The organism is Pantoea sp. K16, from assembly GCF_048452805.1.
GTDB lineage: Bacteria > Pseudomonadota > Gammaproteobacteria > Enterobacterales > Enterobacteriaceae > Pantoea > Pantoea agglomerans.
This window is the reverse complement of sequence record NZ_JBLWNV010000012.1, coordinates 107,931-120,243: the sequence shown is the minus strand read 5'-3', so window position 1 is coordinate 120,243 and position 12,313 is coordinate 107,931. Positions and strand designations below refer to the sequence as shown.

The 12,313-nt window shown below is 58.3% G+C and carries 8 protein-coding genes; 6 read left to right on the top strand and 2 right to left on the bottom strand.

Annotation, left to right across the window (positions count from 1 at the left end):
* The first annotated feature begins 224 nt into the window (after positions 1–224).
* From glgB to ACK13D_RS16605, 6 genes are all read left to right on the top strand, one after another.
* Positions 225–2,408 carry a 1,4-alpha-glucan branching enzyme gene (gene glgB / locus ACK13D_RS16630; RefSeq protein WP_010253252.1) on the top strand — a complete coding sequence of 728 codons (2,184 nt, stop codon included), beginning with the start codon at positions 225–227 and terminating at the stop codon, positions 2,406–2,408.
* A complete protein-coding gene (gene glgX / locus ACK13D_RS16625) occupies positions 2,405–4,387 on the top strand; it encodes a glycogen debranching protein GlgX (protein ID WP_064691032.1) in 1,983 nt (660 codons plus the stop codon). Before glgB ends, glgX begins: the two co-directional genes overlap by 4 nt.
* Positions 4,388–4,397: 10 nt before the next feature.
* The gene (gene glgC / locus ACK13D_RS16620; RefSeq protein ID WP_064691033.1) at positions 4,398–5,690 is read left to right on the top strand and encodes a glucose-1-phosphate adenylyltransferase; all 1,293 of its coding nucleotides are present in this window, start codon (positions 4,398–4,400) and stop codon (positions 5,688–5,690) included.
* Between the two features lie 63 nt (positions 5,691–5,753).
* Entirely contained in the window at positions 5,754–7,187 is a 1,434-nt protein-coding gene (gene glgA, locus ACK13D_RS16615) for a glycogen synthase GlgA (RefSeq protein WP_010253243.1), read from the top strand.
* Positions 7,188–7,206: 19 nt separating this feature from the next.
* Positions 7,207–9,654 (top strand): glycogen phosphorylase, encoded by a 2,448-nt coding sequence (glgP, locus tag ACK13D_RS16610; RefSeq protein WP_010253240.1) that lies wholly within the window; start codon positions 7,207–7,209, stop codon positions 9,652–9,654.
* A gap of 222 nt (positions 9,655–9,876) precedes the next feature.
* Positions 9,877–10,812, top strand: a complete 936-nt coding sequence (locus ACK13D_RS16605) for a LysR family transcriptional regulator (RefSeq protein ID WP_033768056.1) — start codon at positions 9,877–9,879, stop codon at positions 10,810–10,812.
* On the opposite strand, the gene mdcH is transcribed toward ACK13D_RS16605, so the two are convergent.
* Positions 10,793–11,695 (bottom strand): malonate decarboxylase subunit epsilon, encoded by a 903-nt coding sequence (gene mdcH, locus ACK13D_RS16600; RefSeq protein ID WP_010253234.1) that lies wholly within the window; start codon positions 11,693–11,695, stop codon positions 10,793–10,795. The two genes, ACK13D_RS16605 and mdcH, sit on opposite strands and share 20 nt — an antisense overlap.
* Positions 11,692–12,312 carry a malonate decarboxylase holo-ACP synthase gene (locus ACK13D_RS16595; protein ID WP_064691034.1) on the bottom strand — a complete coding sequence of 207 codons (621 nt, stop codon included), beginning with the start codon at positions 12,310–12,312 and terminating at the stop codon, positions 11,692–11,694. The genes mdcH and ACK13D_RS16595 overlap by 4 nt, the downstream gene beginning before the upstream one ends.
* Between the last annotated feature and the right edge of the window lies 1 nt (position 12,313).

Genomic DNA, 12,313 nt, shown 5'->3' with positions numbered 1-12,313 from the left:
ATGGCAAGTGCCGTGACCAAGCTATGATTTAACCATGATGTGCCACAGGTAACTCTTGTGCTTTCCGGATTAAATGGTTGTGGTACACGGCAAAAACACTTTTCCCACGGAATGGCCTGACTTCTTTGTCGTTGTACGTATGGCTCAATGAAGAGCAGCGCAGGTGAACCGCGACAGGCTGTGTCGCGTTCATTTCGGCTGCCAATTATCACAGGAAGAAAGTCATGTCAGAGCTTCCCGATCGCGATGCGATCAATGCCCTGTTTGCGGGTAATTATGCCGACCCTTTTTCGTTACTAGGGATGCACCGAACTCAGCAAGGCCTTGAAGTCAGGGCATTGCTCCCCGAAGCGCTTGAAGTGTGGGTCATTGAAACCTCCACCGGGCGCAAACTGGCTCAGCTGGTGTGTGAAGATGCACGTGGCTTCTTCAGTGGCGTTATTCCGCGCCGCAAAAACCCGTTCCGCTATCAGCTGGCGGTGAACTGGCACGGCCAGCAAAACCTGGTAGACGATGCCTATCGCTTTGGTCCGCTGCTGCAGGAGATGGATCTGTGGCTGCTGGCAGAAGGGACGCACCTGCGCCCTTATGAGACGCTGGGCGCGCACGGTGACGTCATCGATGGCGTCTTCGGCACCCGCTTCTGCGTCTGGGCACCCAACGCCCGTCGCGTGTCAGTGGTTGGCGATTTCAACTTCTGGGATGGCCGCCGTCATCCGATGCGTCTGCGTCAGGAACTGGGCATCTGGGAGCTGTTTGTACCGGGCGCGGTCAACGGCCAGCTCTACAAGTATGAAATCATCGACGCCAATGGCGAACTGCGCATCAAAGCGGACCCGTACGCCTTTGAGGCGCAGATGCGTCCGCAAACTGCGTCGATGATCTGTGGTCTGCCAGAGCCGGTTGAGATGAAAGCAGAGCGCAAGGCGGCCAACGCCTTTGACGCGCCGATCTCCATCTATGAAGTGCATCTGGGCTCCTGGCGTCGTCACACCGACAACAACTTCTGGCTGAGCTACAAAGAGCTGGCTGAACAGCTGGTGCCCTACGTCAAAGAGATGGGCTTTACCCATATCGAACTGCTGCCGATCAACGAACATCCGTTTGATGGCAGCTGGGGCTATCAGCCGCTGGGCATGTATGCGCCGACCCGACGTTTTGGTACCCGTGACGAGTTCCGCGCCTTCATTGACGCCGCCCATGAAGCGGGCCTCAACGTGCTGCTCGACTGGGTGCCGGGCCACTTCCCCAGCGACGATTTCGGTCTGGCAAGATACGACGGCACCGAGCTCTATGAGCACAGCGACCCACGTGAAGGCTTTCACCAGGACTGGAATACCCTGATCTACAACTTTGGTCGCCGGGAAGTGAGCAACTACCTGTCGGGCAACGCGCTCTACTGGACGGAGCGCTTTGGCATTGATGGCCTGCGTGTGGATGCGGTGGCGTCGATGATCTACCGCGACTACAGCCGCAGCGAAGGGGAATGGGTGCCGAATCAGTATGGCGGCCGTGAGAACCTGGAAGCGATTGAGTTTCTGCGTCACACCAACCGTACGCTCGGCACCGTGGCATCCGGTTCGGTGACCATGGCCGAAGAGTCGACAGACTATCCTGGCGTGACGCGTCCCACCGAAGACGGCGGGCTGGGTTTCTGGTTCAAATGGAATCTGGGCTGGATGCACGACACCCTCGACTACATGAAGGTCGATCCCATCTACCGTAAGCACCATCACGATCTGATGAGCTTCGGCATGATGTACAACTACACCGAAAACTTTGTGCTGCCGCTGTCGCATGACGAAGTGGTGCACGGTAAGCGCTCGATTCTCGATCGTATGCCGGGCGATGCATGGCAGAAGTTCGCCAACCTGCGTGCTTACTACGGCTGGATGTGGGGCTTCCCCGGCAAGAAACTGCTGTTTATGGGCAACGAATTTGCCCAGGGTCGCGAGTGGAACCACGATGTCAGCCTCGACTGGCATCTGCTGGAAGGGGACGACAACTGGCACCACGGCGTTCACCGTCTGGTGCGCGATCTCAACCACACCTATCAGTACTACACGCCGCTGCATCAGCTCGACTTCGATCCGGCAGGCTTTGAGTGGCTGGTGGTAAATGATGCGGAACACTCCGTCTTCGCCTTTGTCCGTCGTGACCGTGAAGGCAACGAAGTGATCGTGGTCAGTAACTTTACGCCGGTGCCGCGTCCGGGCTATCGCTTTGGCGTTAACCAGCCTGGCTACTGGCGTGAAGTGCTGAATACCGATCAGCATGAGTATCACGGCAGCGACGTGCGCAACCATCGTGTGCATACCGATGAGCAGGAGAGCCACGGGCGACCGCAGTCGCTGAGCCTCAATCTGCCGCCGCTGGCAACGGTATGGCTGGTGCGGGAGGCTGAATGACCATCACTGCCGGAGATCCCGAACCGCTGGGTGCCAGTTACGATGGCAAAGGCGTTAACTTCACCCTGTTCTCACAGCATGCCGGGCGCGTAGAGCTCTGCCTGTTTGATGAGCAGGGTGCAGAACAGCGTCTTGACCTGCCTGGCCGCAGCGGGGATATCTGGCATGGTTATGTTCCGGCGTTGAAGCCAGGACAGCGCTACGGCTACCGGGTGCATGGTCCCTGGGCACCGCAGCAGGGACACCGTTTTAATCCGGCGAAGCTGCTGGTTGACCCCTGCGCCCGCGCGGTTGAGGGCGATGTACCGGATGACCCGCTGTTTCATGGCGGCGAGGCGCAGCCCGATCCGCATGACAACGCGGCGATTGCGCCGAAGTCACGGGTCGTCGCGGAGGATTTTGACTGGCAGGACGACGTCGCACCGGGTATTCCCTGGGGTAACACGGTGATTTACGAAGCCCACGTGCGCGGCCTGACGCAGCAGCATCCGGAAATTCCGGAAACGCTGCGCGGGACTTACGCGGCGCTCGGTCATCCTGTTATGGTGAATTACCTGCGCAGTCTGGGGATTACTACCCTTGAGCTGCTGCCGGTGGCGCACTTCGCCAGCGAGCCGCGACTGCTGCAGCTCGGTCTCAGCAACTACTGGGGCTATAACCCCTTTGCGCTCTGGGCGGTGGATCCCCGTTACGCCTCCGGTCAGCCGGACGTGACGCCGTTGCAGGAGTTTCAGCAGGCGGTCAAAAACCTGCACGCCGCAGGTATCGAAGTGCTGCTGGATGTGGTGTTCAACCACACCGCTGAACTGGATGAGATTGGCCCGACAATCTCCATGCGCGGCATCGACAACGCCAGCTACTACTGGCTCGATGAGCAGGGCGATTATCAGAACTGGACCGGCTGCGGCAACACGCTGAATATCCATCATCCGCAGGTGATGACGTGGGCTTTAGAGGCGCTGCGCTACTGGGTGCGGGTCTGCCACGTCGACGGCTTCCGCTTTGACCTCGCGCCGGTGCTGGGCCGCACACCGGATTACCAGCGTGATGCGCCATTTTTTGCGGCGATACGCGCCTGTCCGCTGCTCTCTCAGGTCAAGCTGATTGCTGAACCCTGGGATATCGGCCCTGACGGCTATCAGGTTGGTCGTTTTCCGCCGCCGTTTGCCGAATGGAACGATCAGTTTCGCGACACCGCGCGACGTTACTGGCTGCACGGCGACATAAGCAACGGCGAGTTCGTCCGTCGCTTTGCCGCCTCCAGCGATCTCTACCAGCATGATGACCGGTCGCCACACGCCACGGTTAACCTGATCACCGCCCACGACGGCTTTACGCTGTGGGATGTGGTGAGCTTCGAACGTAAACACAACGAAGCGAACGGGGAAGATAACCGTGATGGTCACGGCGATAACTACAGCCACAACCACGGCAAAGAGGGGCTGAACGTCAGCTTCGACGTGATTGAACGTCGCCGTCGCAGCGTGCGGGCACTGCTGACGACGCTGCTGCTGTCACAGGGCACGCCGATGCTGCTGGCAGGCGATGAGCGCGGCCACACCCAGCGCGGCAATAACAACGCCTACTGTCAGGACAACGCCCTGAGCTGGCTTGACTGGCAGGCGGATGAGAAGGGATTAGTCGGATTCACCGCTGCACTGATCGAGCTGCGCCAGCGCATTCCGGCGCTGACCGCAGATCGCTGGTGGCATGACGGTGACGGCAATGTGCAGTGGCTCAATGCCGGTGGCCAGCCACTGCAACACGATGAATGGGCACAGGGGATGCACAGATTGCAGATCCTGCTGTCCGGCCGCTGGTTAATAACAATAAACGCCACGGATACGGTGAATGACATCGTGTTACCAGACGGAGAATGGCGCGCCCTTCCTCCTTTCGCCGGGGACGACAACCCCATCCTGCTAACTGTCTGGCATGGTCCCGCACACGGTGTGTGCGTGTTCCAAAAGCAATCATAAGGAGTCAGACATGGTTAAGTTAGATAGAACAGATCACCTGATGCTGGCCCGCCAGCTCCCTACACAGACGGTTGCTCTGATCCTCGCCGGCGGACGCGGCACGCGCCTGGTCGATTTAACGGCCAAACGTGCCAAACCGGCGGTGCATTTCGGCGGCAAGTTCCGCATTATCGACTTTGCCCTCTCCAACTGCGTCAACTCCGGTATCCGACGGATTGGCGTGATTACTCAGTATCAGTCTCATACCCTGACTCAGCACATCCAGCGTGGCTGGTCGATCTTCAATGAAGAGATGAATGAGTTTGTCGATTTGCTGCCAGCGCAGCAGCGATTTTCGACCGAACAGTGGTATCGCGGGACGGCCGATGCCGTGACGCAAAACCTTGATGTGATTCGCCGCTATCAGGCGCAGTACATCGTGATCCTTGCCGGGGACCACATTTATAAGATGGATTATTCACGCATGCTGCTGGATCACGTGGTCAACGAGGCGAAATGTACCATCGCCTGTTTACCGGTGCCGGTGCATGAAGCCACGGCGTTTGGCGTGATGGCGGTGGACGAAGAGAATATGGTGATCGACTTCGTGGAGAAACCCGCGAAACCGCCCACCATGCCGGGTGATGACACCCAGGCGCTCGCCAGCATGGGGATCTACGTTTTCAACGCAGACTATCTCTATGAACTGCTGGAAGAGGATCTGCAGACGCCAGGCTCTAACCACGACTTCGGCAAAGATATCCTGCCGAAAGTCGTGGCAAGCGGCGAAGGCTATGCGCACTCCTTTGCGCTCTCCTGCGTACAGAACGATGACAATGCGCCGCCTTACTGGCGCGATGTCGGGACGCTGGAAGCCTACTGGCGCGCCAATCTCGACCTGGCATCGGTGATGCCTGAACTCGATATGTATGACGTCACCTGGCCGATTCGTACCCACATGGAGCCGCTGCCGCCGGCCAAATTTGTTCAGGACCGTTCCGGCAGTCACGGGATGACTATGAACTCGCTGGTCTCGGGGGGCTGCATCATCTCCGGTTCAGTGGTGGTCAATTCGGTGCTGTTCCCGCGGGTACGCGTTAACTCTTTTTGCAATATAGATTCAACTGTACTGCTGCCTGATGTGGTAGTGGGCCGATCGTGTCGTCTGCGTCGCTGCGTCATTGATCGTGCCTGCGAGTTACCGGAAGGCATGGTCATTGGCGAAAACCCGGATGAAGACAGTCGCCGGTTTCACCGTTCGGATGAAGGCATCGTACTGGTAACCCGCGCCATGCTGGCCAGGCTGGCCAAAGCGGGGCTGTAAGCGATAAGCGAAACTTACGCAATCGGCACGCGGAGCGTGTCGGATAACTTAATGAGGTCGAGGATGCAGGTTTTACATGTCTGTTCGGAACTTTTCCCGCTGCTAAAAACGGGCGGACTGGCTGATGTAGTCGGGGCATTACCTCAGGCACAAATTGCGGGCGGCACGGATACGCGGGTACTACTGCCCGCTTTTCCCGCATTGCGCAAAGGCATACCTGATCTCCAGGTCGTGACAGAGCGAGAAACATTTGCCGGTCATGTACGTCTGCTATTTGGTGAATTTAACGGTGTGGGCATCTACTTGATTGATGCTCCCGGCCTCTACGATCGTCCGGGTAGTCCTTACCATGACGAATCGCAGTTTGCGTATGTCGACAACTATCTGCGCTTTGCGCTGCTGGGCTGGGTTGGCTGTGAACTGGCGTGCGGCATGGACGCGATGTGGCGTCCCGATATTGTGCATGCCCATGACTGGCACGCAGGCCTGACCTGCGCCTATCTGGAAGCGCGTGGTCGTCCGGCTAAATCGGTCTTCACCGTGCACAACCTGGCGTATCAGGGGCTGTTCATGGCGCACCACATGGAAGAGATTGGCCTGCCATGGTCGTTCTTTAACATGCACGGGCTGGAGTTCTTCGGTCAGATCTCCTTCCTGAAAGCGGGACTTTTTTACGCCGACCATATCACGGCGGTCAGCCCGACTTACGCCCATGAAATTACTTCTGCCGAATATGCTTACGGCATGGAAACCCTGCTGGCACAGCGGATGCGTGAAGGCCGTCTCAGCGGCATTCTCAACGGCGTTGATCCCTCTATCTGGGATCCGGCGCACGATCTGCTGCTCAGCGCGCGTTATAACCGCGACACGCTGGAAGCGAAAGCGGAGAACAAACGTCAGCTGCAGGTGGCGATGGGACTAAAGGTGGATGATAAAGCGCCGGTGTTCTGCGTGATCAGCCGTCTGACCAAACAGAAAGGGCTGGACCTGGTGCTGGAGGCGCTGCCCGGCTTGCTGGCGCAGGGCGGTCAACTGGTGCTGCTGGGCCAGGGCGATGCTGAACTGCAGCAGGGCTTCCTGGCGGCGGCGGCAGAGCATCCGGGCAGCGTCGGCGTGCAGATCGGCTATCACGAAGCGTTCTCACACCGCATTGTCGGCGGCGCGGACGTGATTGTGGTGCCGAGTCGCTTTGAGCCCTGCGGTCTGACACAACTTTATGGCCTCAAGTATGGTACGTTGCCGTTAGTACGCCGCACCGGCGGGCTGGCCGATACCGTGAATGACAGCTCACTGGAGAACCTGGCCGACGGCATCGCCAGTGGATTCAGTTTTGAAGATGCCAACGCCTGGTCACTGCTTCGGGCTATCCGGCGCGCGTTTGTGTTGTGGTCCCGTCCTTCGCTCTGGCGCTATGTTCAGCGCCAGGCAATGGCGATGGACTTTAGCTGGCAGGTGGCAGCACAAGCCTACCGCGATCTCTACCAACGTTTGATGTAACGGATTGGGAAAACTGGATATGAATGCACCTTTCACTTACGCCTCACCAACGTTGACGGTTGATGCCTTAAAGCATTCGATTGCCTATAAATTGATGTTTACCATCGGCAAAGATCCCTCTATCGCCAATAAGCATGAGTGGCTTAACGCCTCGCTGCTGGCGGTGCGCGACCGGATGGTGGAGCGCTGGCTGCGTTCCAGCCGTGCTCAGCTTTCTCAGGATGTCCGGCAGGTCTATTACCTGTCGATGGAGTTCCTGATGGGCCGCACGCTGGGCAATGCGCTGCTGGCGATGGGGATTTATGACGATCTCAACCAGGCGCTGGATGAGATGGGTCTGGATCTGGCCGAGCTGATGGAAGAGGAGAACGATCCGGGGCTGGGCAACGGTGGTCTGGGTCGCTTGGCAGCCTGTTTCCTCGACTCGCTGGCGACGCTGGGCATGCCGGGCCGTGGCTATGGCATCCGGTATGATTACGGCATGTTCAAACAGAACATTGTGGAAGGTGAGCAGAAAGAGTCGCCGGATTACTGGCTTGAATATGGTAATCCGTGGGAATTCCAGCGTTTCAATACCCGTTACAAAGTGCGCTTTGGTGGCCGCGTCCAGCACGAAGGCGCGAAAGTGCGCTGGCTGGAGACCGAAGAGATCCTGGCGATGGCCTATGACCAGATCATTCCGGGCTTTGACACCGACGCTACCAACACCTTACGGCTGTGGGGCGCGCAGGCCAGCAACGAAATCAACCTCGGCAAGTTCAACCAGGGCGACTACTTTGCGGCGGTGGAAGATAAAAACCACTCCGAGAACGTGTCGCGCGTGCTCTATCCGGATGATTCGACCTACTCAGGCCGCGAGCTGCGCCTGCGTCAGGAATATTTCCTGGTCTCCGCGACGGTGCAGGACATTCTGAATCGTCACTGGCGGATGCATCAGACCTGGGACAACCTGGCGGATAAAATCGCTATTCACCTGAATGATACCCATCCGGTGCTGGCGATCCCCGAACTGATGCGTCTGCTGATCGACGATCATAAATTCAGCTGGGACAACGCTTTTGACGTCTGCTGTCAGGTCTTCTCCTACACCAACCATACGCTGATGACCGAAGCGCTGGAAACCTGGCCGGTTGATATGATCGGCAAGATCCTGCCGCGTCACCTCAGCATTATTTTTGAAATTAACGACTTCTTCCTTAAGACCATTCAGGATCACTATCCCGATGACCTGGATCTGCTGTCGCGCATTTCGATCATCGACGAAAACGATGGCCGCCGGATACGCATGGGCTGGCTGGCGGTGGTGGTCAGCCACAAAGTAAACGGCGTTTCGGAGCTGCACTCCAACCTGATGGTACAGTCGCTGTTTGCCGATTTCTCCCGTCTGTTCCCTGGTCGCTTCTGTAACAAAACCAATGGCGTCACTCCGCGTCGCTGGCTGGCGCTGGCGAACCCGGCGCTGTCAGAGGTGCTGGATGAGGAGATTGGCCGCAACTGGCGCACCGATCTCAGCCAGCTGGGCGAGCTGAAGGCGCAGATCGACTATCCGGCGTTTATTGAAAAAGTGGCGGTCGCCAAGTATCAGAACAAGCGTCGGCTGGCCGACTGGGTGGCGAAGAATCTGGACGTGGTGCTCGACCCGAACGCGCTGTTTGATGTGCAGATCAAGCGTATTCACGAGTACAAACGCCAGTTGCTCAACGTGCTGCATGTGATCACCCGATACAACCGTATCAAGGCCGATCCGCAGGCGGATTGGGTGCCACGCGTCAATATCTTTGCCGGTAAAGCGGCGTCGGCCTATTACGTTGCCAAGCACATCATTCATCTGATCAACGATGTCGCCAATGTGATCAACAACGATCCGCAGGTGAAGAACAAACTGAAGGTGGTCTTCATCCCGAACTACAGCGTGAGCCTGGCACAGATCATTATTCCGGCGGCCGATCTCTCTGAGCAGATCTCTACCGCAGGGACAGAGGCGTCCGGCACCAGTAATATGAAGTTTGCGCTGAATGGCGCGCTGACCATCGGTACGCTGGATGGGGCCAACGTTGAAATGCTGGATCACGTCGGTGAAGAGAACATCTTCATTTTCGGTAATACCACGCCGCAGGTCGAAGCCCTGCGTAAAGGGGGCTATAACCCGCGTGACTATTATGAAAAGGATGAAGAGCTGCATCAGGTGCTGACTCAGATTGCTTCCGGTCTGTTCAGTCCGCAGGATCCGGGCCGCTACCGCAATCTGTTCGATTCACTGGTCAACTTCGGCGATCACTACCAGTTGCTGGCGGATTATCGCAGCTATGTGGATACCCAGGATAAAGTGGATGCGCTCTACCGTAAACCGGATGAGTGGCAACGCCGCGCGGCTAAAAACATCGCCGGAATGGGCTACTTCTCGTCGGACCGTACGATTCAGGAGTACGCTGATGAGATCTGGAATATCTCGCCAGTAAGGTTGTAAGGCGCGTGCAGTCAGGTTTCTGACTTTCTTTGCGGCCGAGGGATCGGCCGCACTCTCCGTTGCTCTTTTTGCTCACCGTCTATCCCGCTCCTCTTTCAGAAGGTTCAGCCTCTTATCGCCTCTGCCTCCGTAAGTGCCTCTTGTGCGAGCCAGATCATTACACCCTGGCTGAGAATCGCTACTATGCGGGAAAGCAAAATGACCCTACAGGCAACAGCAGCAATGAGTGACAACATCAACCAGGAAATTACCTTCCGTAAACTCAGCGTCTTCATGATGTTTATGAGCAAGGGCAATATCGCCCGTACGGCGGAAGCGCTGGCGCTGAGCAGCGTCAGCGTGCATCGCGCACTGCATACGCTGGAAGAGGGCATCGACTGCCCGCTGTTTATCCACAAGGGCCGCAACCTGGTGCCGCTACCTGCCGCCTGGACGCTGCTGGACTACTGTCGCGATGTGACCACCCTGATGGGCAAAGGCATTGAAGAGGCGCGCAAAGTCGCAGGCATCGGCGGAGGGCGTCTGCGACTTGGCACGCTCTACTCCCTGACGCTGGAGACCATTCCCCGGCTGATCATGGGCATGAAGCTACGTCGGCCCACGCTGGAGCTCGATCTGACCATGGGTTCCAATCAAATGTTGCTGAATATGCTTGAAGATGATGCGCTGGATGCGATTCTGATCGCCACCGATGACGGCGAACTCAGCGACGCGCATTTTGATGTGATTCCGCTGTTTGAGGACAGGATCTTTCTGGCCACACCGGCCGGGGAGATGCGGGACGGAGCCGGTCCGGTGGATCTGCGTGATTATGCCGACCGTGATTTTGTCTCGCTGGCTGAAGGGTTTGCCACCTATGCCGGTTCGCAGGAGGCGTTCCAGATAGCCGGATTTGAACCGCGCATGGTCACCCAGGTGAATGACATCTTCTCGATGATAAGCCTGGTGCAGGCGGGCGTCGGCCTGGCGCTGATTCCGGGACGGATGAAGAAGGTGTATGAAAACAACATTCAGCTGCTGACGCTCGCTGAGCCTTACCAGATGCGTCAGCAGATCTCGATTGTCTACTCACATCGCCGCGAACGGGATAATGACCTGCTGGCACTGGCGGCAGAAGGGCGGATGTACGCCCGCAGCCTTACTGACTCAGCCGTTTAACCAGATGGAGTGCAACCTCAACGCTGTTGCGCTCCAGACAAATCGCGTCGCCCTGCCAGCCCGCCTGAAGCGTCAGGCCGGTCAGCACATTGCCAGGCGGCATCTCAATCGCCAGTCGGGCATCGCGCTGATTGGCTGAAACCATCGCATCATTCCACTGCACCGTACGCGCCATATTAAAGGCAAGATCGTCGGCAATCTTCTCCGGCTCCCAAATCACGCGTCCGGTTGAACCGCTGAGGTAAGCGCAATGGGGACGGGAAAGGCTGACGGACCCGAATGCGCGCGCCAGTTCTGCGGCGGGCTTATCCAGCAGCGCGCAGTGCGACGGCACGCTCACCGCGAGTTTAATCGCTTTGCTGGCACCGGCATCCAGCGCTTTCTGCGCGACTACCGCCATATCCTCGTCGCGGCCAGCAATCACAATCTGCGTTTCCGCATTCAGGTTGGCGATATAGGTGTTGCTGCCGGGCAGCAGTTTTTCCAGACGACTCAGCGTCAGGCCGGTGATGGCGGTCAGGCCATATCCCTCCGGATAAGCCTGCTCCATCAGATCGCCGCGCAGTGCCACCAGCCGCAAAGCATCACTGAAATCCAGCGCGCCGGAAATCACCGCAGCAGGAAACGCGCCAATCGACAGACCGCTGACGATATCGGGTTTCACCCCACGGCGAATCAGCTCGCGCGCCCAGGCGACACCGCAGATCAGCAGACTGAGCTGCACGGCGCGCGTGTGGCGCAGTGCATCGGCACTGTCGAGCTGGTCAGTCTCGTCGCCCAGCACTGCACGCACGCTGTTTAACAGGGCGTCGCCGTCGGGAAGGTGCTGTAACATCCCGGCACGCTGAGTGCCCTGGCCGGGAAAGGTAAAGAGTATTTTCATTGTAGCTCCCTGCTCCAGGGTGAAGCGGTCAGTATCGGCCCGGTAACGGTTTTAACCAGCGCGCGGCCTTCACGCAGCCACTCGCTGAGGGCAAACGCGCCGGACGGCGTTTCTATCTGCGTATCGACCCGACAGGCCAGCGTGTCGGTTTGCGCCTGCCAGCGTTGCAGCGCATCGCGCGCCAGCGGCTCTGGCGCGCGAATAACTAAATCAAGATCGCTGGCGGCATGCAGCGTGGGTTGCTGAGTTGCCAGTGCGTAACCGGTACTGCCGGTAATGCCCCAGCGCCACGGCCAGTCGTGCTCACTGAGGGCAATCGCCGCGCCGACCGGCGCATAAGCGGTGAACGGCGAGGCAAGCAACTGCGCACGCGCCGCCAGCATCTCCGGTGTGACAACGCGAACGATGTCCGCTGCATTGACCCATCCGGCGGCGCGCTGTTCGCGACGCTTGCCGCGCACACCCACCGGTATCAGCCCGGTTTCGCTTCTGTCGCGCCGCACCACGACCGGAAGGCCGGGATGCCAGAACTGACTGACCCAGCTCTCACTGATGGCGGCTAAGGCGTTGCCGTCTCGCAGCCAGAGAAGATCGTGGGGGCGCGGTACAGAGCTCATA

What these genes read in the sequence shown, in the direction of transcription:
- glgB (WP_010253252.1), top strand. Translation starts at nt 225, where the DNA reads ATGTCAGAGCTTCCCGATCGCGATGCGATCAATGCCCTGTTTGCGGGT.
- glgX (WP_064691032.1), top strand. Translation starts at nt 2,405, where the DNA reads ATGACCATCACTGCCGGAGATCCCGAACCGCTGGGTGCCAGTTACGAT.
- glgC (WP_064691033.1), top strand. Translation starts at nt 4,398, where the DNA reads ATGGTTAAGTTAGATAGAACAGATCACCTGATGCTGGCCCGCCAGCTC.
- glgA (WP_010253243.1), top strand. Translation starts at nt 5,754, where the DNA reads ATGCAGGTTTTACATGTCTGTTCGGAACTTTTCCCGCTGCTAAAAACG.
- glgP (WP_010253240.1), top strand. Translation starts at nt 7,207, where the DNA reads ATGAATGCACCTTTCACTTACGCCTCACCAACGTTGACGGTTGATGCC.
- ACK13D_RS16605 (WP_033768056.1), top strand. Translation starts at nt 9,877, where the DNA reads ATGAGTGACAACATCAACCAGGAAATTACCTTCCGTAAACTCAGCGTC.
- mdcH (WP_010253234.1), bottom strand. Translation starts at nt 11,695, where the DNA reads ATGAAAATACTCTTTACCTTTCCCGGCCAGGGCACTCAGCGTGCCGGG.
- ACK13D_RS16595 (WP_064691034.1), bottom strand. Translation starts at nt 12,312, where the DNA reads ATGAGCTCTGTACCGCGCCCCCACGATCTTCTCTGGCTGCGAGACGGC.